Origin of the sequence: Kitasatospora sp. NPDC048286 (genome assembly GCF_043201735.1) — a bacterium.
In the GTDB taxonomy this organism is placed as follows: Bacteria; Actinomycetota; Actinomycetes; order Streptomycetales; family Streptomycetaceae; genus Kitasatospora.
Map to the genome: position 1 here is coordinate 164,190 of NZ_JBICZE010000008.1, position 21,373 is coordinate 185,562.

General features: G+C 73.7%; 20 protein-coding genes. 6 read left to right on the plus strand and 14 right to left on the minus strand.

Features of this window, described 5'->3' with window-relative positions; genetic code table 11:
* Positions 1-14: 14 nt before the first annotated feature.
* The 5 genes from ACGF13_RS20845 to ACGF13_RS20865 form a co-directional block, all read right to left on the minus strand.
* Positions 15-182 (minus strand): SflA family class IV lanthipeptide, encoded by a 168-nt coding sequence (locus ACGF13_RS20845; RefSeq protein ID WP_392877140.1) that lies wholly within the window; start codon positions 180-182, stop codon positions 15-17.
* A gap of 187 nt (positions 183-369) precedes the next feature.
* Complete coding sequence (locus ACGF13_RS20850; protein WP_392877142.1) at positions 370-1,281, minus strand: phytoene/squalene synthase family protein; 912 nt, start codon at positions 1,279-1,281, stop codon at positions 370-372.
* An 89-nt stretch (positions 1,282-1,370) separates the two neighbouring features.
* Positions 1,371-1,916, minus strand: a complete 546-nt coding sequence (locus ACGF13_RS20855) for a hypothetical protein (RefSeq protein ID WP_392877144.1) — start codon at positions 1,914-1,916, stop codon at positions 1,371-1,373.
* Positions 1,917-2,047: 131 nt separating this feature from the next.
* Complete coding sequence (locus ACGF13_RS20860) at positions 2,048-3,298, minus strand: styrene monooxygenase/indole monooxygenase family protein (protein ID WP_392877146.1); 1,251 nt, start codon at positions 3,296-3,298, stop codon at positions 2,048-2,050.
* Positions 3,299-3,452: 154 nt separating this feature from the next.
* Entirely contained in the window at positions 3,453-4,103 is a 651-nt protein-coding gene (locus tag ACGF13_RS20865) for a pyridoxamine 5'-phosphate oxidase family protein (protein WP_392877148.1), read from the minus strand.
* A gap of 385 nt (positions 4,104-4,488) precedes the next feature.
* Between ACGF13_RS20865 and ACGF13_RS20870 the strand changes: the two genes are divergently transcribed.
* Together ACGF13_RS20870 and ACGF13_RS20875 are read left to right on the plus strand one after the other, a co-directional pair.
* Complete coding sequence (locus ACGF13_RS20870; protein ID WP_392877150.1) at positions 4,489-5,256, plus strand: slipin family protein; 768 nt, start codon at positions 4,489-4,491, stop codon at positions 5,254-5,256.
* A 114-nt stretch (positions 5,257-5,370) separates the two neighbouring features.
* Positions 5,371-6,735, plus strand: coding sequence for an FAD-dependent oxidoreductase (locus ACGF13_RS20875; RefSeq protein WP_392877151.1), 1,365 nt, complete (start codon positions 5,371-5,373; stop codon positions 6,733-6,735).
* Positions 6,736-6,825: 90 nt separating this feature from the next.
* Here the strand turns inward: ACGF13_RS20875 and ACGF13_RS20880 are convergent, their stop codons facing one another.
* The 7 genes from ACGF13_RS20880 to ACGF13_RS20910 all read right to left on the minus strand — a co-directional run bounded on the left by ACGF13_RS20880 (position 6,826) and on the right by ACGF13_RS20910 (position 15,477).
* A complete protein-coding gene (locus ACGF13_RS20880; RefSeq protein WP_392877152.1) occupies positions 6,826-7,443 on the minus strand; it encodes a TetR-like C-terminal domain-containing protein in 618 nt (205 codons plus the stop codon).
* A gap of 316 nt (positions 7,444-7,759) precedes the next feature.
* Complete coding sequence (locus tag ACGF13_RS20885) at positions 7,760-9,817, minus strand: histidine kinase (protein ID WP_392877154.1); 2,058 nt, start codon at positions 9,815-9,817, stop codon at positions 7,760-7,762.
* Between the two features lie 133 nt (positions 9,818-9,950).
* Positions 9,951-10,628 (minus strand): response regulator, encoded by a 678-nt coding sequence (locus tag ACGF13_RS20890; RefSeq protein WP_392877156.1) that lies wholly within the window; start codon positions 10,626-10,628, stop codon positions 9,951-9,953.
* Complete coding sequence (locus ACGF13_RS20895; RefSeq protein ID WP_392877596.1) at positions 10,625-12,001, minus strand: histidine kinase; 1,377 nt, start codon at positions 11,999-12,001, stop codon at positions 10,625-10,627. Before ACGF13_RS20895 ends, ACGF13_RS20890 begins: the two co-directional genes overlap by 4 nt.
* Positions 12,002-12,206: 205 nt before the next feature.
* The gene (locus ACGF13_RS20900; protein ID WP_392877158.1) at positions 12,207-13,055 is read right to left on the minus strand and encodes an ABC transporter permease; all 849 of its coding nucleotides are present in this window, start codon (positions 13,053-13,055) and stop codon (positions 12,207-12,209) included.
* On the minus strand, positions 13,052-14,008 hold the full coding sequence (locus ACGF13_RS20905) for an ABC transporter ATP-binding protein (RefSeq protein WP_392877160.1): 957 nt from the start codon (positions 14,006-14,008) through the stop codon (positions 13,052-13,054). The genes ACGF13_RS20900 and ACGF13_RS20905 overlap by 4 nt, the downstream gene beginning before the upstream one ends.
* A 158-nt stretch (positions 14,009-14,166) precedes the next feature.
* Positions 14,167-15,477, minus strand: a complete 1,311-nt coding sequence (locus ACGF13_RS20910) for a hypothetical protein (protein ID WP_392877162.1) — start codon at positions 15,475-15,477, stop codon at positions 14,167-14,169.
* A 130-nt stretch (positions 15,478-15,607) separates the two neighbouring features.
* Here ACGF13_RS20910 and ACGF13_RS20915 point away from each other — a divergent pair, with 130 nt between their 5' ends.
* Genes ACGF13_RS20915 through ACGF13_RS20925 form a run of 3 tightly spaced genes read left to right on the plus strand, consistent with a single transcriptional unit; the run spans position 15,608 to position 17,079 of the window.
* Positions 15,608-16,000 (plus strand): DUF302 domain-containing protein, encoded by a 393-nt coding sequence (locus tag ACGF13_RS20915; RefSeq protein WP_392877164.1) that lies wholly within the window; start codon positions 15,608-15,610, stop codon positions 15,998-16,000.
* A 10-nt stretch (positions 16,001-16,010) separates the two neighbouring features.
* The gene (locus tag ACGF13_RS20920; protein ID WP_392877166.1) at positions 16,011-16,856 is read left to right on the plus strand and encodes a universal stress protein; all 846 of its coding nucleotides are present in this window, start codon (positions 16,011-16,013) and stop codon (positions 16,854-16,856) included.
* Between the two features lie 34 nt (positions 16,857-16,890).
* Positions 16,891-17,079 carry a hypothetical protein gene (locus ACGF13_RS20925; protein ID WP_392877168.1) on the plus strand — a complete coding sequence of 63 codons (189 nt, stop codon included), beginning with the start codon at positions 16,891-16,893 and terminating at the stop codon, positions 17,077-17,079.
* Positions 17,080-17,210: 131 nt separating this feature from the next.
* Here the strand turns inward: ACGF13_RS20925 and ACGF13_RS20930 are convergent, their stop codons facing one another.
* Together ACGF13_RS20930 and ACGF13_RS20935 are read right to left on the minus strand one after the other, a co-directional pair.
* Complete coding sequence (locus ACGF13_RS20930) at positions 17,211-18,260, minus strand: alpha/beta fold hydrolase (RefSeq protein ID WP_392877170.1); 1,050 nt, start codon at positions 18,258-18,260, stop codon at positions 17,211-17,213.
* Between the two features lie 132 nt (positions 18,261-18,392).
* Positions 18,393-18,749 carry a DUF6300 family protein gene (locus ACGF13_RS20935; protein ID WP_392877172.1) on the minus strand — a complete coding sequence of 119 codons (357 nt, stop codon included), beginning with the start codon at positions 18,747-18,749 and terminating at the stop codon, positions 18,393-18,395.
* A gap of 452 nt (positions 18,750-19,201) precedes the next feature.
* Between ACGF13_RS20935 and ACGF13_RS20940 the strand changes: the two genes are divergently transcribed.
* Positions 19,202-21,289, plus strand: a complete 2,088-nt coding sequence (locus tag ACGF13_RS20940; RefSeq protein ID WP_392877174.1) for a transglycosylase domain-containing protein — start codon at positions 19,202-19,204, stop codon at positions 21,287-21,289.
* Positions 21,290-21,373 lie beyond the last annotated feature (84 nt).

Below are 21,373 nucleotides of genomic sequence, written 5' to 3' on the forward strand. Positions count from 1 at the left end.
GTGATCCGGCTGGATCAGGAGTTGAACTCACAGGGGAAGCGGGTCGGGACGTAGGTCACCCACGGGTCGGCGAGGCAGGCGACCGGGGTGAGGTCGGCGTCGAACTCGTCCTCGAAGAGGATGGCGTCCTCGTCGATCTCCAGCGGGCCCGCGTCGCGGATGTCGGTCATCAGGGCACTCATGGGGTCCTCCCAATGATTGGGGTTGGTGGGTCCAGCGCGCTGAGCGGGGCTCATGCTAGCCAGGCGCCCGGACCCGGGACAGAGCGCTGACAGACCCGCCGGATCGACTACGACAAAGGGAGGTTCCGTTTGTGGACGCCGCCTCCGCCCGCCGTCACCGGCGCACCACAGAACCCGCCCGACGTGGTCAGCCCCGCAGGCGGCGGGCCCGGAGGAACTCGCGGGCCAGCAGGCGCAGCGCGGCGGGCTTGGCCGGGCTCGCCGAGCGGCGCAGCAGGGCGCCGAGGTCGGCGCGGGCTGCGGCGCTGGTGAGCTGCTCCACGCCGACGATGCAGCCGACCATCGGCCGGTGGGCGGGCGGCACCCGGTCGACGACGGCCCTGCCCTCGGCGAGGGTGCGGTCGGCCCGGTCGAGCAGGTCCGCGAGCAGGGCCCGGACGGCGGGCAGGTCGCGGGCCCGCTCCAGGTCGGCGCGGGTGACGCCGTGCTCCTCGAGGGTCCGCTCGGGGATGTTCAGCCGGCCGTCCGCGAGGTCCTCGGCGAGGTCGTTGACGAAGTCGAGCCGCTGGCTGCCGTCGATGAAGGTGCGGCAGGCGGCGCGGTAGTCGCGCTGGTCGCCGTCCGGGCCGATCAGGCCGGCGACCACCATGAAGCCGGGCAGCGAGTACCCGTCGACGTAGGCCTGGTAGTCCTCCTCGGTGGCGAAGCCGGTGAAGTCCAGGTCGGCGCCGGTCGCGGCGAGGAAGTCCAGCACCCGGTCCCGCAGGACGGGGTGGGCGTCGACGCTGTGCAGCAGCGGGCGCAGCTCGGGGTCGTCGGTGCGGCCGGCGGCGAGGCTGTCGGTGACCTGCTGCTGCCAGTGGGCGGACGCCGCCCGGCGTTCGGCGAGCGGGCCGCTGTCGAGCAGGGTGTCGGTGCGGTGCATGAAGGCGGCGGCGGCGATCACGTGCGGGACCATCCGGGTGGGCAGCAGCAGCTCGGTGGCGAGCGCGGCCTCCCGTCGGTACCGGGCCATCTGCTGCCGCTGCCGGCCGTAGTCGGCCCGCAGCCCGGCCTCCCGTACCCCGGCCGCGTCCAGCGCCCGCTCCCACCTGCCCATTCGGTCCACCCCATCGTGTGTTCGACGGGAACCGAGCGTAGCCGGTGGCAGCGGGTGGACCTATTCGGCCCCGGCTTCCACCCCACCGGTCAGCGCGGGCGGATCGCGGAGAAGCCGCAGGCCGGGGTGCAGAGGGTGACGATGCCGCTGTAGCGGTGGGTGGTGCGGCCCCGGGTGACGCTGTGCATGGTGTACTTCTCCCGCAGGTTGGGTTCACGGCAGCGCGGACAGGCGGCGCCGACCGGCTTGCCCCACGGGCGGTTGGGGTTGAGCTTGGCGATCGAGACCACCATCAGGACGGCGGCCAGGCCCGCACCACCGAAGCCGACCACCCGCCACATCCCGTTCGAGGACTCCCGGCGGTCGATCATCTCGTCGTAGGAGTAGGTGCCCCCGCCGCCGCGGCTGGACCAGATCCGGCACTCGCTGTGCCGGGTCATGGTCTTGCCGTCGCAGGTCGGCGGGGTGTTCGGGTCCGACGTGCCGACCACCAGGGCCAGGAAGAACCCGAGTGCGATCAGCAGGCCGAACACGACCACGGCGACGGTCCGGCTGCGGCCGGTGTGCAGCCGTTTGCGTTCGTTGTACGCCGTGTCGATCACAGCCTGGGCCATGGTGCCCCCGTCGACCGCCACTGCTCTTCCCCCTGTTGTCCGCGTCACCCGTCCGGCCCGTGCTCCGGGCCGGACGTCCCCCTCCTCCGGGGGCGAGAAGAACCCACCACGAACGATGGGCTCTTGTACGGGACTTGGGAAGAGCTTGACCTTCAGTCGTGCGCCGCGCCGTCCACGGCGACCGACTCCAGGTAGGCGGCCGCCTTCGCCGGGTCGAAGTACCACTCCTCCAGGTCCGCCGGGTCGCTGAAGGCGTTGGCGAACCGGTGGGCCACGGCGGGCCGCGAGACCCCGGCGTCGATGAGCCGCAGGACGTGCGGGGGCGGCGGGGCGAGCAGTTCGTTGCTCCAGACCGTGGAGGGGGCGGCGATCCGCCAGAACCCGTCGAAGGCCGCCTGCTGGAAGGCCCGGTCGAAGGGCTTCTCGCCGTGGGCGAGGATCGCCTCCAGGTAGCCGGCCGCGCACTTCGCGGCGTTGTTGGAGCCCTGGCCGGCGATCGGGTCGTTGAGCACGACCACATCCGCGACCCCCAACACGGATCCACCGCCCGGCAGTTCACCGATCGGACGGCGCACGGCCGGGGTGAGGCGTCCGGCCAGCGTCCCTCCGGCGTCGGTGACTTCGACGCCGGAGCGGGTGCGGTCGTACTCCCAGGGCGTGAAGGTCTTCATCAACTCCAGTGTCACCCGCAGGTGTTCGGCCGGATCACGGATCCCGTCGAAGGCGTCCGCCGGGCCCCCGGGCAGAGCCTCCCAGGACAGGATGTCGCAGGGCCCGGCCTCGGTCAGCGACGGCACCATGAAGAGCTCGCCGACGCCCGGCACCAGGTTGCAGCGCACCGCCGGGTAGTCGTGCTCGGGGCGCGGCGCGAGCCCGTGCACGTAGACGGCCGACAGCGCGCGCTGCGGCCGCTCGTACGGGGAGCGCTCGTGGTCGCGCTCGAACAGCGAGGCCAGCGCGCCCTTTCCGGAGGCGACCAGCACCAGGGCGTACGAGCCGACCAGGTTCTGCAGGTCGGCCGGGGTCACCTGGCGCAGTTCCACCCGGCCGCCGCGCTCGGCGAACAGCTCCAGCCAGGTGGACATCTTCAGCCGCTGGTCGACGGACTGCGCACTGCCGTCCAGCCGCCCGACCCAGTCGATCGTCCGCTCCGACTCCGACCCGGCGACCGACACCCCGAGGCCCTCGATCCGCGGCGCCCGGTCGGCCCACAGGTCCAGGCCGAGGGCCCGCTCGGTGCGCAGCGCGGAGTCGAACATGCACTGGCTGGACATCACCCGCCCGCCGCGCACCTCCTCCGGGCCGCGGTCGGTCAGCACCGTCACGTCGTAGCCGTGGGCCTGCAGCCCCAGGGCCAGTTGGAGTCCGGCCTGCCCGGCGCCGACGATCAGAATTCCGCGCATCGCCCCTGCCTTCCTGGTGGAGTGGATACGTCCCGGACGGAGACCCGCCCGGCCCGGTTCGGCCCGCACGGCTCGGCCGCCTCCGGCCTGCTTACCAGTCGTCGCCGTGCCCGTCCACGAGCCGTGCGCCCGCGCCGCACCGCACCGCCGGCCCTCACCCGGAGACCAGCTTGCGGCCGGTGATCTCCTCCGGGCGGATCCGCACCCAGCGCGGCCGGTCCCCGCCCGCCCAGGGGGCCGCGCCGGGCAGGCCGGCCAGCCGTTCCAGCTCGGCGGGGTCCTCCACGTAGTGGGCCGGGCCGAGGGCGAGCACGCTCCAGCCGCGTCCGAGGTACTCGTCGATGTGGTCGACCTGGAAGGAGACCGCGGCCCCCTCCTCCGGGGTGGCGGCGCCGTGCTCGCCGGTGCGGTAGGCGAAGGAGCCCTGGTCCACCACGTAGTTGACCGGCAGCACCACCGGCCCCGGCTCGACCGGCAGGGCGATCCGGCCGATGCCGTGGCCGCCGACCAGCTTCCAGCACTCCGGCTCGGTGAGGTCGAGCAGCCGGGGGCGCGGACCGGGGCTACCCTGGCCGGGCGGGGCCTCGGCGAGGCCGGACCGCAGCTCCTCGGGGGTGCTGTCGAGGGCGGCGGCGATCCGCACGAAGCCGCCCGGGTCGAAGCCGGGCCCGGCGTCCAGCAGGCACCTCAGGTAGCGGGGCGCCATCGCGGCCCGCTTGGCCAGGGCCTCCTCGCTGAGGTCCAGTTGCTCGCGCCGTTCGGCGATCCGACGGGCCACGACGGCGGGGTCGGGGGTGTCGTTCACAGTGGTGACTCCTCGGCTTGCCGGGGGCCGTCCGGCCGCGCCCGGGCGTTGACCAGGCCGGACCCATCCAAGCGCCCGGCCTGCGGCAAGTCGAGCAAGGACCGGCCCCGTGCGTGTCGGTACGACCGGCGGCCCCGGGACGCCGCCCCGCCCTCGCCGAGGAGTCGAGCGCCGTGGTCACCCGGTGACGCCACCGGCCCGGACCGCCGGTCGGCAGGGCTCACCCAACTCGCGGGAACGGTCGGGCCGTTGCCCCGTCACAATGCCCGCGCACGCCCCTGTCCACGGCCGGCGCCCGAGCGCATACTGGCCTGCGCGGCTCGCAGCGGGCGACGGGGCCACTCCGGTCCCCGGCCTGGTTGCGCCGTGACAGGGGGTCGGAATCGTGGCAGCTGTCGTGATCGTCGCCGTGCTGCTCCTGCTCTGGCTGGTGACCGGTGTACGGGTGGTGCAGCAGTACGAGCGCGGTGTGGTGTTCCGGCTCGGCCGGGTCAACGGGCGGGTCCGCGAGCCGGGGCTGAGCCTGCTGCTGCCGGTCGTGGACCGGATGCGCAAGGTCAACGTCCAGGTCGTCACCATGCCGGTGCCCGCGCAGGAGGGCATCACCAAGGACAACGTCTCGGTGAGCGTCGACGCGGTGCTGTACTTCCGGGTGGTGGACCCGGTCAGGGCCACCGTGGACGTCCAGAACTACTCCTTCGCCATGCTCCAGGTCGCCCAGACCTCGCTGCGCTCCATCATCGGCAAGAGCGAGCTGGACGACCTGCTCTCCGGCCGGGAGAACCTCCACCAGGGCCTGGAGGTGATGCTGGAGAGCCCGGCCACCGGCTGGGGCGTGCAGATCGACCGGGTGGAGATCAAGGACGTCAGCCTGCCGGACTCGATGAAGCGCTCGATGGCCCGCCAAGCCGAGGCGGACCGCGAGCGGCGGGCCCGGATCATCACCGCCGACGGCGAGTTCCAGGCCGCCACGAAGCTCGCCGAGGCGGCGGTCAGGATGAGCGAGACCCCGGCGGCGATGCAGCTGCGGCTGCTCCAGACCGTGGTCGAGGTCGCGGCGGAGAAGAACTCGACGCTGGTGCTGCCGTTCCCGGTGGAACTGCTGCGCTTCTTCGAGGCCTCGGCGGCCCGGGCCGCCGATCCGGAGGCATAGGCCGGGCCTATGGCCCCCATAGATCACCACCTCCTAGTTCCCAGGTCATCCGTAGGGTTTGCTACAAAGGTTCAGACCACCTTTGCGCCGCGCCCGACCGGAGGACCACTCGTCATGCCCCGCCCGATCCGAGTCGCGATCGTCGGAGCCGGCCCCGCCGGCATCTACGCCGCGGACGCCCTGCTGAAGTCCGACGCCGCCCAGGAGCCCGGTGTCTCGATCGACCTGTTCGAGCGGATGCCCGCCCCGTTCGGCCTGATCCGCTACGGGGTCGCGCCCGACCACCCGCGCATCAAGGGCATCGTCACGGCCCTGCACCAGGTGCTCGACAAGCCCCAGGTCCGGCTGTTCGGCAACGTCGACTACCCGAACGACCTCGGCCTGGACGACCTGCACCGCTTCTACGACGCCGTGGTGTTCTCCACCGGCGCGATGGCCGACCGCGCCCTGGACATACCCGGCATCCACCTCGACGGCTCCTACGGCGCGGCCGACTTCGTCTCCTGGTACGACGGCCACCCTGACGTGCCCCGGACCTGGCCGCTGGAGGCCGAGAAGGTCGCCGTCCTGGGCGTCGGCAACGTCGCCCTGGACGTCGCCCGGATCCTCGCCAAGACCGCCGACGAACTGCTGCCCACCGAGATCCCGCCGAACGTCCACGAGGGCCTCAAGCGCAACCGGGCCGTCGAGGTGCACGTCTTCGGCCGCCGCGGCCCGGCCCAGGCCAAGTTCAGCCCGATGGAGCTGCGCGAGCTGGACCACTCCCCCACCATCGAGGTGATCGTCGCCCCCGAGGACATCGAGTACGACGAGGGCTCGATCGCCGAGCGCCGCGCGGTCAAGCACGTCGACCTGGTCGCCTCGACGCTGGAGAACTGGGCGATCCGCGACGTCGGCGACCGCCCGCACCGGGTGTACCTGCACTTCTTCGAGTCCCCGGTGGAGGTGCTCGGCGAGGACGGCCGGGTCGTCGGTCTGCGCACCGAGCGCACCGAGCTGGACGGCACCGGCAACGTGCGCGGCACCGGCGGCTTCACCGACTGGGACGTGCAGTCGGTCTACCGCGCGGTCGGCTACTACTCCGACGAGCTGCCCAAGCTGCCCTTCGACCCGGTCTCGGGCACCGTCCCGCACCGGGCCGGGCGGGTCCTGGACGGCGACGGCTCGCACCGCACCGCCACGTACGTCACCGGCTGGATCAAGCGCGGCCCGGTCGGCCTGATCGGCCACACCAAGGGCGACGCCAACGAGACCGTCGCCTGCCTGCTGGACGACCACGCCGCGGACCGCCTGCCCGGCGCCGTCGAGCCGGACCCGGCGGCCGTCGAGGAGCACCTGCGCGCGCGGGGCGTCCGCTTCACCACCTGGGCGGGCTGGCAGCTGCTGGACGCCCACGAGCGCGCGCTCGGCGAGGCCGAGCAGCGCGAGCGGGTCAAGGTCGTCGAGCGTGAGGACATGCTCCGCCACAGCGGGGCCTGAGCCGCGACCCGAGCGCGGAACGCGGAAGCGCCGCCGCCGAGCCCCGCGGGAATTCCCTCCGGAACCCCGCGGGGTTCGCAACCGCACCTGTCAGGGGCGGACGATCGGCAGCAGCAACTCGTCCACGATCTCCGCCGGATCAAGCTGGACCGGGTCCCCGCCGCACATCTTGATCCGGTACAGCATCAGCGCCGGCACCAGGTCGGTGACCAGCGGGGTGACGGCCCCGGGGCGGACCTCGCCGCGCGCGGCGCCGCGGTCCAGCACCTCGGCGATCAGCGCCGTCGTCGGCTCCACCACCCGCTCCAGCACGATCTCCACGAAGGCGTGCGCCCGCTGGTGGTCGAGTTCGCTCATGATGGCCCGCACGGCGGCGCCCAGCTCGCTGACCATGGCGGCGCGCAGCCTGGTGACCACCTCCAGCAGGTCCTCGCGCAGGCTGCCGGTGTCGGGGGCCGGTCCGGACGCCGGCAGGCTGGCCCGCAGCGCGTCCATGACCAGTTCCTCCTTGGAGGACCAGCGGCGGTAGAGCGCGGCCTTGCCGGTCTGCGCGGCGGCGGCCACCCCCTCCATGGTCAGCCGGGCGTAGCCGTCGGTGGTGAGCTGTTGGAGGACCGCCTCGTAGATGGCGCTCTCCAGCGCCTCACCCCGCCGCCGCAGCGGGGCGCCCGTCACCGGTCCGTGCCCGGCAGCCGTGTCAGCGGTCATGGTTGCGCACCTTCTTCAGTCGCCTTTCGTCGCTTCGTCGCTCCACGCGTCCGCCCGCGGACCTCCGGGAGATCCCGGGCCGGGCGCGTCGCTGGTGAGGCGTTTCGCCCCCCGGGATTTCCCACTGTCCGGACATCACCGGGGGCTACTGTCGATGTTAGTGAACGAACCCGTTCCCGCCGCATTCCGGTCATCCCGGATCTCGAACATTGCACCCCTTGAACTGGGGTGTTGCAACGATCCCTAGAACCCAAGTCGGCGCCGGGGGCCCTTCGGTGCGCGGGAGGGCCAACCTCGCGCGCGCACGGCCCCGTCCTCATCCGCTCGCGGGCCGGCGCGGGAGCACCGCGTGCACCCGGGTGCCGTGCCGCAGGGCGTCCACGGTGCAGCTGCCGCCGATCTCCGCGGCCCGCTCGGACATCGACCGGAGCCCGACCCCCGGGTGCTCCGGGAGACCGTGGCCCGGTCCCTGCCCGTCGTCCTCGATGTCGAGTTCCAGCCGCCCGGCGTCCACCCGGACGAACACCGTGGCGCTGGTCGCCCGGGCATGGCGCAGCACGTTGTTGAGCGCCTCCGCGGTGATCCGGTAGACCGCGACCTCGACGGCAGCGGGCAGCGCGGGCAGCGGGTCGGGCTCCAGGCGGGTGGCGACGGCGAGGTCCGGGCCGCTGAAGGTCTCGGCGAGCCGGCTCAGTGCCAGGGAGAGGCCGTAGTCGCCCAGCGCGGTGGGGCCCAGGCGGTCGGTGATCCGCCGGACCTCCCGGACCGCCGAGGCGAGGTCGTCCGCGACGCGGTCCAGCACGGAGGAGAAGAGCGCCGGGTCGTCGACCGCCGCGGCCGCCTGGAGGCGCAGCCGCAACCCGGCCAGCATCGGGCCGAGGCCGTCGTGGATGTCCCGGCGCAGCTGGCGGCGCTCCTCCTCGCGGGCCGCGACGATCCGCTCGCGGCTGGCCCGCAGGTCCGCCATCAGCTGGAGCGAGGCGACGGCGGGGGCGGCCTGGTCGGCGAGCGAGCGCAGGATGTCGCGGTCGCTGCCGTCGAGGACCCGCTGGCCCTCGCGCGGGGCGACGGTGAGCCGTCCGATGCGGTCCCCGCGGTGCACCAGCGGGAAGCCCTCGCCGCTGCCGGAGAGTTCCCCGACGGCGGCCAGCGGCCGTTCGCCGCTCCGCGTGGAAACGGTCAACTCCACGCCGGGCAGCCGCAGTTCCTCGCTGACCGTACGGCACAGCACGGCCGGCACCTCCTGCGGGTCGACGGTCTGGCTGACCCTCCCGGCGAGGCTGCGCAGCACCTGGTACGGCTGCGCGCGCGAGCCGTAGTACCAGCGGTCGACGACGCCGGAGGCCCAGCGCACGCCCCGGGGCAGGCCGACCGCGAGCAGGAAGACCGCGGCGACCACCACCAGCGCCCCGGGGCCGCGGCCGGGCATCAGCATGGTGGAGAGCAGACAGGCCACCAGCACGAAGACCACGGCCAGCCCGGCGGCCACCAGCAGGCCGACCAGCACCCGCCGGGCGGCCCGGTCCAGGCGCCAGGAGCCGTCCCGGACCACGACGGCGGCCAGGGTGAGGGTCCACAGCGCCGAGGTGACGGCGAACGCGATGTACGAGAGCGTGCCCTGGTCGAAGTAGTAGGCGAGTTCGGCTCCGCCCCACAGCAGGTACGTCCCGAGGGCGATCAGGACGTTCTGCCGGCGGCGCCGGGACACGCCGCGGATGCGGGCGAGCGGGACGAGCACGACCAGGACGGTCAGCGCGACGTACACGGCGACCTGGGTGTCGATCATCCGGTCGTTGAAGGCCTGCAGCCAGGTCGCCAGGCCGCTGCCCGCGAACGGGTTGGGTTGGCCGAACACGGTGGGCTCGGCGACGTAGTAGCCGGCCGGGGGCAGCCGCCACAGGGCGAGGGCGCCGATCGCCCACCACCACCGGCTGCTCGGGAGGGTCCCGTACGGCAGCCACAGCGGCAGCGCGTGCCACAGGGTGCCGTTGACGGTGTCGCACAGCGAGGACAGGACCACCACCGCCCCGACCACGTGCGGGTCGCCCCCCTCGACCCAGACCGGGGCCTCGGCGGCGACCGGGATGATCGACGCCATTCCGTACACCAGCAGGACCCAGCCGAGTTGGTTCCCCGGCCGGTGGGCGTGCAGCAGCACCCCGCCGGCCACGGCGGCGAGGCCGTAGCCGAGGACCGCCAGATCGTGGGCGGGCACCGAGACCCCGGGGGTGCCGAGGTGGCTCACCACGTACCCGGCCCACAGGCCGCCGGCCACCAGGCAGACGAGCGCGCACAGCCCGGCCGCGGCGAGCTGTCGCTCGGCCGGGCCGGACCGTGGCCGCCATCGGGCTCTTCGCGTGCTCTCCGCAGCCATGTCCGCCCTTTCCCTCGCCGGGCACCTCCGGATCCCTGAAGTCTGCGCCACCTGTTGTCCCGGGCGCATGAGGCAGCGGCCCCGCCGGACTTCACGGCGGGCCCGGAGGGGAAGGGCGGGCCCGCCGGGGTGGTCAGACCGGTGGGTTGGGGCGGGTCAGCCCGCGGTCGTAGGCGAAGATCACGGCCTGGACGCGGTCCCGGGCGCCGATCTTCGACAGCACCCGGCTGACGTGCGTCTTGACCGTCGACTCCGCCAGGACCAGGCGCTGGGCGATCTCGCTGTTGGACCAGCCGTGGGCGATGGCGACCAGGATCTCCCGTTCGCGGTCGGTGAGGGCGTCCAGCCGCGGATCCGCGGCCGGTGCGGCGCCGGGCGGGCGGACCGGCAGGCGGTGGGCGTAGGCGTCGAGCAGTCGCCGGGTGACGGCCGGGGCGACCACGGCGTCGCCCTCGGAGACCGCGCGGATGCCGGACAGCAGTTCCTCCGGCCGGGCGTCCTTGAGCAGGAAGCCGCTGGCACCGGCGCGCAGCGCGGCGTGCGCGTACTCGTCGAGGTCGAAGGTGGTCAGTACCAGGATGCGGGAGCGCCCTCCGGTGGCGACGATGCGGCGGGTGGCCTCGATACCGTCCATGCCGGGCATCCGGATGTCCATCAGGACGACGTCGGGGCGCAGGTCGGCGGCCAGCCGGACGGCCTCGCCGCCGTGGGCCGCCTCGCCGACCACCTCGGTGTCGGGCTGGCTCTCCAGCAGCATGCGGAAGCCGTAGCGCTGCAAGGGCTGGTCGTCCACGATGAGGACGGTGGTCACGTCGGGCCGCCTGTCGGGTCGGGGGTGGGCTGAGGGCCGGCGGTGAGGTCCGGGCCGGCGCTTGGGTTCGGGCCGGCGGCGGGGTTCGGCGTGGGGGCGGCGTCCGGGCCGGCGGCGGTGGCGTCCGGCCCGGGGGTGAGGTCCAGGACCGCCTCCACGGCCCATCCCGCGCCGGGGGTGGGGCCGGCCGTGACGGTGCCGCCGTACAGGGCCGCGCGTTCGCGCATCCCGGCCAGGCCGTGGCCGTACCCGTGGGTGCGCCCGTGCCAGCGGGAGCCGCCGGGCGGGCCGGAGTCCTCGACGCGGACCCGCAGGCGCTCGGCGTCGACGGTGAGGGTCACATGGGCGCGGGTCTCGGGCCCCGCGTGCTTGAGGGTGTTGGTGAGCGCCTCCTGCACGATGCGGTACGCCATCAGCTGGACGCCGCGGTCCAGCCGGCCCAGGGCGCCGGCGGCCGTGTAGACCACCTGCGGGCCGGCGGCGCGGATGCGGGCGCAGAGCCCGTCGAGGTCGGCGATGCCGGGCTGCGGGGTGTACTCGGCGGTCTGGTCCCCCTGGTCGCGCAGCACGCCGAGCATCCGCCGCAGTTCGCCGAGCGCCTGCCGGCTGGTGTCCCCGATCAGCAGCAGGGCCTCCCGGCCGCGTTCGGGGGTGGCCTGCGCCGCGTACGCGCCGCCGTCGGCCAGGGTGACGATGACGGACAGGTTGTGGCCGATGATGTCGTGCATCTCCCGGGCCATCCGGGCGCGTTCGGTGGCGGCGGCCAGCCGGCTGCGCTGGTCGCGCTCTATCTCCAGCCGGGCGGCCCGTTCCCGCAGCCCGGCGAGCTGGGCGCGCCGCACCCGCACCGCGATGCCCAGGGCCACGGCCGCCGTCGCGGCGCTGAACAGGAAGAACAGGGCGTCGCCGACCGGCAGCCCGCCGCCGGAGACGGCCACCGCGACCAGCGAGACGGCCACCGCCATGGCGGCGCAGGACCACGCCAGGTGCCGCAGCCGGCCGTGCAGCGCCAGGCTGTAGAGGGCGACCAGCAGGGCGGCGTCGGCGCGCAGCCCGACGTCCAGCGACCACTGCAGGACGAAGACGGCCATGATCGCGGCGAAGGCCGCCGTGGGCCGGCGCCGGCGCCACAGCAGCGGCAGCACCAGGCCGGCCTGGAGGGCGAGGGTCTGCGGCAGCGGCAGCCGGGCGAGCACGATCCGGTGCTCGCGCGGGCCGCCCTCGGCGTGGCCGGGGAAGAGGTCGGGCAGGCAGAACAGCAGGAAGACGGCGGCCACCACCGCGGCGTCGAGCGCCCACGGGTGGTCGCGGTCCGCCTGCCGCAGCCGCTGGCCGATCCGGGCCAGGCGGGTGTACAGCGGGTGCCCGGACAGGAGGTCGGCGGCCGGGGTGTCGGCGGTCCGCGGGTCGGCGGACGAGGTGCCCGCGGCCGGGGTGCCCGCTGCCGCGAACGGGCTCGTCGTGGCGGTGGCGGGGTCGCTCACCGGTGGCACCTCCCTGGTCGGCCGGGCTGTCGTGGTCGTGTCCGCGGCGCCGGAGGCTCCCGGCGCCGCGGTGGATGGACTCCCTCCGAGTCTCTCAGGCGTCGGTGCGTACCAGCCGCACGGCCGCCGCCCCGAGGGCGAGGACCGTCCAGCCGAGGAAGACGGCCAGCCCCGCCGTCGGCGAGAGCGTGGTCGAGTCGTGGTGCAGGGCGAACATCGCCTCGCCCGCGTGGCTGGGCAGGTAGGGGCTGAGGTGGCTCTGCCAGGAGCTGGGCAGCAGCGAGGTGAGCCCCGGGATCAGCATCAGCGTGGCCACCAGCACCGCGATGCCGCCGGCCACCGAGCGCAGCAGCGCGCCGAGCGCGACGCCGATCACGCCGACCAGAGCGAGGTAGAGCCCGGCCCCCAGCAGGCCGCGGACCACCCCGGCGTCGGAGAAGGTCATCGCCACGCGGGTGCCGGAGAGCACTCCGCTGTCGGCGCCGAAGACCGCGAACACCCCGACGGTGCCGAGCACCAGCGCGATCAGCCCGTACACGGCGGCCTTGGACCAGAGCACCGGGAGGCGGCGCGGCACGGCGGCCAGCGTCGAGCGGATCATGCCGGTGGAGTACTCCCCGGCGGCGACCAGCACGCCGAGGATGCCGAGTGCCAGTTGGGCGAAGTTGGTGCCGAACAGGGACAGGCTCAGCGCGCTCGCCCCCGCGAAGTCCCGGTCCATCGGGCGGCCGGAGGTCATCCGCGACTTGAACTGGTAGGCGGCGATCAGGCCGAAGGCGACCAGGAAGAGCAGTGCCAGCCCAAGGGTGATCCAGGTGGAGCGCAGCGACCACAGCTTCGCCCACTCGGAACGCAGCACCCGCAGGGGCGTCACCCGGTACGCGGGACGGGCGGGCCGCACGCCGCCGGGGGCGGGGGTCGGGCTCGGTGCGATGGTGCTCATGCCGCACTCCTCGAAGTCTCGGCGGCGGCCGTGCCGTCGGCGGTGGTGATCGTGCCGTGGTACTCGACGGCGTCGCGGGTCAGGTCCATGAACGCCTCCTCCAGGGAGACCGCCCGGGGGGTGAGCTCGAACAGGGCGATGCCCTGCTCGGCGGCGGCCAGGCCGATCTCGCGGGCCGTACGGCCGGTGACCAGCAGCTCCTCCGAGCCCGCCCGGCCGGTGACCTCCACGCCGGCGCCGGCCAGTGCGGCGCGCAGCCGGGCCGGGTCGGCGCTGACGACCTTGACCACGTCGCCGCCGGCCTGGCGGACCAGGTCCTGCACCGTCGTGTCGGCCAGCAGCCGGCCCCGGCCGACGACGATCAGGTGGTCGGCGACCAGGGCCATCTCGCTCATCAGGTGCGAGGACACGAAGACGGTGCGGCCCTCGGCGGCGAGCGAGGTGAGCAGGTTGCGGATCCACAGCACGCCCTCGGGGTCGAGGCCGTTGACCGGTTCGTCCAGCATCACCGTGGCCGGATCCCCCAGCAGGGCCGAGGCGATCCCGAGCCGCTGGCCCATGCCGAGCGAGAACGCCCCGGCGCGCTTGCGGGCCACCGAGGAGAGGCCCGTCAGCTCGATGACCTCCTCGACCCGGCGGCGCGGGATGCCGTGGGTGTGGGCCTGGGCCATCAGGTGGTTGAAGGCGGAGCGGCCCGGGTGGATCGACTTGGCCTCCAGCAGCGCGCCGACCTCCTGGAGCGGTGCCGCGTGCTCGGCGTAATGGCGGCCGTTCACCCGGACCGAACCGCTGGTGGGCGCGTCCAGCCCGACGATCATCCGCATCGTGGTGGACTTGCCCGCGCCGTTCGGCCCGAGGAAGCCCGTCACCGTCCCCGGCCGGACCGTGAAGTCCAGCTGGTCCACGGCCGTCTTCTCCCCGTACCGCTTCGTCAGCCGGTGCGCCTCGATCATCGCTCACCCCTGTGCTCCGGGGCCTGCCCTTCCGGCTGCCCTCGCGCACCACGCTACGTGCGGAGTCGGCTTCGATCCGTGGTACCGGGGTCCGATCATCGGCGCGCCCGTAGTACCGCGGTACCACCCCGGCACCCCACCACGGCGAGTGGTCGGCGTCAGCACTGCTCCGCCAGCACGGCCCTGACCTCGGCCAGCAGCGTCCGGTGGTCCTCGCCGTACGTGACGACCGCCGCGGACACCGCGTCGATCGCGGCCCGCAGCGGCTCCGGCTCGGCCGCACCGAGGACGGCGGGCAGCGCCATGTGCGGCTGCGACACCGGCAGGTCGGGATCGAGCGGGCCGAGGACGAGGCGGGCGGTGCGGGTGGCGGCCGGCTCCGCCCCCACGACGGGCAGCCCCGGGGGCTCCGGCCGGTCCGTCACCGTCACGGTGGAGAACACCGGCTGGGGCACGGACACCGACACGAACACCGGCGACGGGGCGTCGGGGTCCACGTGCGGTGGGCGGAAGGGCTCGCGCTCGGGCGCGACGGCCCGGCGGACCGTCCGGGCGGGGACGCGCGGGTCGGCGGCCAGGGTCTGCCAGAGCGCGGCCGGGTCGTCGAAGGGCGCCGGCAGCGGGCGGCCCTCGTCCAGGGCCGTCAGTGCGGCGGCGACCCAGTCGAGCCCGGCGAGGCCGGCCGCCGCGCAGGCCCGGCGGGCGGCGAACCGCGCCACCGCGCGCTGGGCCCGGGGGCCGGCGTCGTCCAGGGCGTGCAGCAGGGGCGCGTCGAAGTCCAACAGGCCCCGGACGTTGCCGACCACGCCGCGCAGGGCCTCGCTCGGCCGGCGGCCACCCCACTCCCAGAGCTCGGCGGCGGCCCTGTTCTCCCGTGCCACGCGCTCCCGCGCGAGACGGGCCCGGAGTTCCTCCGCGGCGCGCTCCTCCGGCGTGGGGGGCGGCGGCAGCTTCCGGGCGTAGTCGTGCCAGTACGCCGCCTTCCGCGAGGTCTGCCGCAGGACGCGGTCCGGCTCGGGCGGGGCCGGCCAGAACTGGAGCAGGTAGCGCTCCGCCCCCGGTTCGTCGGGCGTCCGGGTGTCCAGCCGGTGCCCCTCGTCGAGGCCCAGGGCGCAGTAGCGCACCCGGTGGTCGCACTGCGCCAGTCCGAGCTCCCGGGCGTCGCCGCCGCCCCACTCCACCAGCAGGCTGGAGTCCGTGACCGGACGGAAGGAGACCTCGACCACGTCCTCCCAGTCCTCGTCCAGCGGCGGGGCCTGCTCGTGCACCTCGACCGTGAAGCCGACGGCACCGGTGTGCAGCCCGGTGGTCAGCCAGAGCGCCCCCGGGACGGCCGCGCCGCAGAGCCCCGCGCGCTGGCCGGCGAACGCCCTCGTCAGGTCGGGCCCCGGGTCGTCGGGATCGCTCTCCACGTAGATCTGTCCGTAGTGGACCCGGACCTCGCCGTCCACCGGCCTGCGCACCTTCACCACACCCTCCCGAAAGCAGTACGGCCCGAGCGTAGGCGGCAGCACCGACACCGCGCCGCGGTCCGCTCCGGGAGGCGGCGGGCCCGGTGCCCGTCGATACTGGGGCCGCCCGGACTCTTGTGGAGGAACCATGGACTACGGTCTCGGCGTACGGCTCGACCGGCCGTTCGCGCAGGCGGTGGAGGCGGTCACCGCCGCGCTCAGGGAGCAGGGCTTCGGCGTCCTGACCACCATCGACGTCCGGGCGACGCTGCGCGAGAAGATCGGCGCGGAGATCGAGGACTACCTGATCCTCGGCGCCTGCAACCCCGCCCTCGCCCACCGCGCGCTCGAGGCCGACCGTCGCATCGGGCTGCTGCTGCCCTGCAACGTGGTGGTCCGGGCGGACGGCGACGCCACCGTGGTGGAGGCCGTCGACCCGCAGACGATGGTCACCCTGGCCGGGCCGGGAGGCGGGCTGGGCGAGGTCGCGGACGAGGCGGCGCAGCGGCTGACGGCCGCCCTGGACGCGCTGCGCGGATGAGGAGCAGACCATGACCGCACCCGTCGTCGCCGGATTCGACGGCTCGCCCGAGAGCCTCGCCGCCACCGAGTGGGCCGCCCACGAGGCGCGGCGCCGCGCCTGCCCGCTCGACCTCCTGGAGGCCTGGCCGTGGCCGCACCGGGACGTGGTCGGCAGTGAGGAGACCTACCGGCACGCGCTGGACCGACTGGAGCTCCGGGCGGAGGAGTTGCGCCCGCTGGCCGGGGACGGGCCGGTCACCTCGGCGATCGTCCCGACCGACCCGGCCGAGGCGCTGGAGGCGGCCGGGAACTCGGCCTCGCTGCTCGTCCTGGGCTCGCGCGGGCTGGGTGCCGTGCGCGGTTTCCTGGTCGGCTCGGTGAGCCAGGAGGTGCTGCGGCGGGCGAGTTGCCCGGTGGCGCTGGTCCGGGCCGACGCGGTCGAGTCCGACGGCCCGGTGCTGGTGGGCCTCGACGTGGCGCATCCGATGGACGACGTGCTGGCCTTCGCCTTCGACGCGGCCGCCCGGCGCCGGGCGCCGCTGCGGGTGGTGCACGTCTGGTCGCCGCCGGTCGCCAGCGAGTACATGGCGCTGCAGGCCGTGGGCGGGCTGAAGGGCGAGCTCTCGTCCGTCGAGCGGACCCGCTTCGCCGAACAGCTGGACCCGTGGCGCGAGCGCCGTCCGGAGGTGTCGGTGACCGCGGACCTGATCCAGGGCAGCCGCTCCGTCGCCCTGGTGGACGCGGCGGCCGAGGCCCGGCTGCTCGTCATCGGCCGGCGCCTGCGCCGCACCCTGGTCGGCTCCCACCTTGGCCCGGTCGCGCACGCCGCGATCCACCACGTGCGGTGCCCGGTCGCGCTCGTCCCGCACAGCTGACCGGCCGGCGCTATTCGGGGCCAGCGGCGGGGACGTGCGCGGCGACCGCGAGGGCCGCGAGGGCCGCGACATCGAGGCCTGCGCCCGGGGCTTCCGGGCCGCCGGCGGCCGCGACCTCACCACCGCGGTGGTCACCGACGCCGGGCACTTCGCCCAGGAGGAGCAGCCCGCCGCGGTCCGGGCCGTCCCGCGCGACTTCGCCGCCGCGCCGTCGACGCCGTGAGGGACGCCGCCGGCGCGCGCGAGACGGCCCGGCCGGGGGCGGGCGGCCCGGGGCAGAGGCCCCGGAACCGCCGGCCACCCGACCGGGCCGGCCGCTCAGCGAGTTCAGCGGGTTGAGCAGGTACAGCGGGTTCAGCGGGCCTCGCGCCGACGGACGAAGCGGGTGAGCGCCGAGCCGGACACCAGCGCGACGGCACCGACGGCGCCGACCGCGGCGATGGCCTGGCCGCGCGAGCCGGTCGCCGCGAGCTCGGCCGCCACAGCCGCGCCACCACCGCCACCGCCACCGCCACTGCCACTGCCACTGCCACTGCCACTGCCACTGCCGCCACCGCTCCCACCGCCGTCACCGGCGACCCCCGCGGCCTCGCGGATCTGTCGGACGATCACGTCGGGGTGGGACATCATCGACACGTGCGAGGAGTCGATCTCGACGGTGTGCGAGTTGGCGCGCTTGGCCTCGAAGCGTTCGAGGTCGGGGGCGATGGCCCGGTCCTGCTTCGACACGACGAACCAGGACGGGATGTCGCGCCAGGCGGCGGCGGTGGCCTTCTCCCCGAACCCGGCCTCGGCGACGGGGCGCTGCTCGGCGGCCATCAGCCTGGTCCTGGACTCGGAGAGATCGGCGGCGAAGACGTCCCGGAACTTGTCGCCCCGGATGTAGAGGTCGGTCCCGCTGCCGCCACGCTCGGTGAAGGGGACGGGGTTGAGCGCGGTGGCGAGGTCGCTGCCGGCGAACTTCGCCGACAGCTCCGCCGGGGACTCGCCCACGTCGGGCGCGAACGCCGACACGTAGACCAGACCCTTGACGTTCGGGTTACCGGCCGCGGCCTGGCTGATGACGGCGCCGCCGTAGGAGTGGCCCGCGAGGACGATCGGGCCGCTGATGCTCTTGAGCAGACTCGCCACGTCGGCGGCGTCATTGGCCAGGCCGCGCAGCTCGTTGGGTGGGGCGACGACGTCGAACCCGTCATCCAGGAGGCGGGCGGCGACGTCGTTCCAGCCGGAGGCGTCCGCGAACGCGCCGTGCACCAGGACCACCGTCGGCATTCCCCCGCCGCCGCCCGGCCTGCCGCCGGCTTCGGCGGCCAGGGCGGGCGACACGGTGACGGCGACCGCGCAGGTCGCGAACGCCACCGTGACGGCGGAGGAGATCGAACGGCGGGACAGCGATATGCCCATGGTTCCTACCCTTTCGGAGGAGGTGGGGGGCTGGAACCACCCTGCCCACAGCGTCGCCCGGGCAGCACATCACGCTGCGCATACGGGTGAATCCGCACCGCTGTTCGGGTTTCCGCTCGGCCGCATTCGGTTTCAGAGCTCTCCGGACCTGAACCGGGCGGCCTCGTCCTCCAGGTCCGCCAGGTCGGGTGTGCGGTGGCGGATGGCGCTCACCCATTGCTGGACGAGCGCCCTGAGGTCGGCGAGCCGGCCGGCGACCGGGCCGCCGAGGAGGGCGAGGAGCCCGGTCGCCGCCGGGTCACCCTCGTCGCAGGCGGAGCAGAGGGCGGTCTCCTTGAAGCCGGTCACCTGCTTCCCTGCCTGGTTCGGCCAGGAGTGCGGGTAACGGGCGGTCAGAAGGGCCGGGATTCCGCAGCGCCGACAGGGCGGGAGGGCGGCGGTACGGACCTCGATGGCGTTCTTGGCCTTGATCCTTCCGAAGGTGTTCACCCGTACGGTCTACCCCTCTCGGCCCTGGTCGATGACGCGGCGGACCGCGCGAACAGACCGGCGGCCGGCGACGTCGGGGGCGGCGCCGGAACGGACGCAACCTTTCACCCGGGTCACCGCATCCAAGTGATGTCAGGACCGAGGGCGGGGATGGGGGCCCACACCCGAAGTAATTCCGACGTGTTCGGACCGTCGATTTCCCCATATCCATGCAGTTCGCATACGATTTGACCTGTCGCGATCGAACTCCACATCTGTTGCACAGCCGTGACGATCCGACAGGAAAATCCGTTCGACCAGCGGTTTCGGCGGGCTAGCATTCCGGAATGGAATCGAACCTCCCGCCCATATGGAATTCCTCCGATGACGCGGATGCCGCGGATGCCGCGGATCTCCGCCCGTCCCGCCCCACTCCGCTTCGGCTGGCCCGCCTCGGGGCGACCTTCATCGGCGTGAGCGTCGTGTCCGGTGTGCTGCTGGCGGGCATCGCCCTGCCCGCCGCCGGCGGCGTCGGACTGGCCGCCAAGGACACGGCGGAGGGATTCGACGAGGTTCCCGACGACTTCAAGACCCCGCCGCTGACCCAGGCGACCCAGATCTTCGACGCCAAGGGCGGCCTGATCGCCAAGGTCTACGAGCGCGACCGCACCGTCATCACCGCCGACCAGATGTCGCCGTTCATGCGGCACGCCCAGGTGGACATCGAGGACGCCCGCTTCTACGAGCACGGCGCCGTCGACCTCAAGGGCGTGCTCCGTGCGATCAGCAAGAACGCGGAGAGCGGCACCACCGCGCAGGGCGCCTCCACCCTGACCCAGCAGTACGTGAAGAACGTCAACGTGGAGCAGGCCGGCGACGACCGCGACGCGGTCCTGGAGGCCCAGCGCAAGACCCTGGGCCGCAAGATCCAGGAGCTCAAGGTCGCCATCAAGCTGGAGGAGGACCTGCCGAAGGACCAGATCCTCACCAACTACCTCAACATCACGTACTACGGGAACGGCGCCTACGGGGTGGAGGCCGCCTCCCGGCGCTACTTCGGCAAGAGCAACAAGGACCTGACCGTCGCCGAGGCGGCGATGCTCGCCGGGCTGGTGCAGAACCCGTCCCAGTACGACCCCAAGCTGCACCCGCAGGCCGCGCAGAACCGCCGCGACACCGTCATCGACAAGATGGTGGAGAACAAGCACATCACCGCCGACCAGGCGAAGGAGGCCAAGGCCGCCCCGCTGGGCCTCAACTACCAGGCCCCGCAGAACGGCTGCATCACCGCCCAGGCCGGGATGGGCTTCTTCTGCGACTACGTCCGCCACGTGGTCAAGCAGGACCCGGCCTTCGGCAAGAGCGCCGACGAGCGCAAGAAGGTGTGGAACACCGGCGGTCTGAACATCCACACCACGCTGGACCCGGACAAGCAGGCCGCCGCCCAGAACGCGGCGACCTCCAACGTGCGGGTCACCGACAGCGTCTCCGCCGCCGTCTCCATGGTCGAGCCGGGCACCGGCAAGATCCTCGCGATGGCCCAGACCCGCCCGTACGGCCTGGACTCCAACAAGAACCAGACCGTCGTCAACCTCAACGTCGACTCGGCCATGGGCGGCGGCAACGGCTTCCAGCCCGGCTCCACCTTCAAGCCGGTCGTCGCGGCCGCGGCACTGGAGGCGGGCCTGTCGGCGACCCAGGAGTACTCGTCCCCGAACAAGCTCGAGTACCCGACGATGAAGACCTGCGAGGGGACCTGGAAGAACGAGGCCCGGCCCAGGACGGTGGTGCCCAACGAGTCCGCGAACGAGAAGGGCCCCTACCAGCTGAAGGAGGCGATGGCCCTCTCGGTCAACACCTACTTCGTGCAGATGGAGCAGGAGATCGGCCTCTGCGCGGTCAAGCAGATGGCCAACAAGCTCGGCATCACCACCCGGGCCAGCGGCAAGCCCCTGGAGGAGGTCCCCGCGATGGCCCTGGGCGTCGAGGAGATGAGCCCGCTGACCATGGCCAACGTCTACGCGACCTTCGCCGCCCAGGGCACCCACTGCACCCCGATCGCCATCAACAAGATCACCACGGTGGACGGCAAGGACGTCCCCGTCCCGGCCGGCCACTGCGAGCAGGCGTTCTCCGAGTCGACGGCCCGGGCGCTGAACACCGTCCTGAACGGCGTCACCGAGAACAACGGCACCGGCGCGGCGCTCAACCTGGAGGACAACCGGCAGATCGCCGGAAAGACCGGCACCTCGGACCACAAGAAGGCCGCCTGGTTCAACGGCTACACCCCGCAGCTCGCCACCGCCGTCTGGCTCGGCGGCCCCGACGGCGGCGTCGAGATGCGCGACATCACCATCAACGGGAAGCACCGCACCGAGGTGTTCGGCGCCGACGGCCCCGGACCGATCTGGCGGGACGCCATGGACCAGGCGCTCAAGGGCACGCCCAAGCAGTCCCTGCCGATGGCCGACATCCCCGACCCGGCGCCCAGGCCCAACCCCACCGGCACCGGGGCCACCACGGCCCCGCCGGCCACCACCCCGCCCGCCCAGCAGCACTGACGGGGGCGAACCGGGCACGCCCTGGCCCGGGTCGGCGGCCTGCCGGTCGGCTCCGTGACGGTCACACCACTGCACAGAAGGTCA

Coding starts and splice junctions, on each gene's coding strand:
- ACGF13_RS20845 (WP_392877140.1), bottom strand. CDS start 182: ATGAGTGCCCTGATGACCGACATCCGCGACGCGGGCCCGCTGGAGATC.
- ACGF13_RS20850 (WP_392877142.1), bottom strand. CDS start 1,281: ATGGGCAGGTGGGAGCGGGCGCTGGACGCGGCCGGGGTACGGGAGGCC.
- ACGF13_RS20860 (WP_392877146.1), bottom strand. CDS start 3,298: ATGCGCGGAATTCTGATCGTCGGCGCCGGGCAGGCCGGACTCCAACTG.
- ACGF13_RS20875 (WP_392877151.1), top strand. CDS start 5,371: ATGCCCCGCCCGATCCGAGTCGCGATCGTCGGAGCCGGCCCCGCCGGC.
- ACGF13_RS20880 (WP_392877152.1), bottom strand. CDS start 7,443: ATGACCGCTGACACGGCTGCCGGGCACGGACCGGTGACGGGCGCCCCG.
- ACGF13_RS20885 (WP_392877154.1), bottom strand. CDS start 9,817: ATGGCTGCGGAGAGCACGCGAAGAGCCCGATGGCGGCCACGGTCCGGC.
- ACGF13_RS20900 (WP_392877158.1), bottom strand. CDS start 13,055: ATGAGCACCATCGCACCGAGCCCGACCCCCGCCCCCGGCGGCGTGCGG.
- ACGF13_RS20905 (WP_392877160.1), bottom strand. CDS start 14,008: ATGATCGAGGCGCACCGGCTGACGAAGCGGTACGGGGAGAAGACGGCC.
- ACGF13_RS20915 (WP_392877164.1), top strand. CDS start 15,608: ATGGACTACGGTCTCGGCGTACGGCTCGACCGGCCGTTCGCGCAGGCG.
- ACGF13_RS20920 (WP_392877166.1), top strand. CDS start 16,011: ATGACCGCACCCGTCGTCGCCGGATTCGACGGCTCGCCCGAGAGCCTC.
- ACGF13_RS20930 (WP_392877170.1), bottom strand. CDS start 18,260: ATGGGCATATCGCTGTCCCGCCGTTCGATCTCCTCCGCCGTCACGGTG.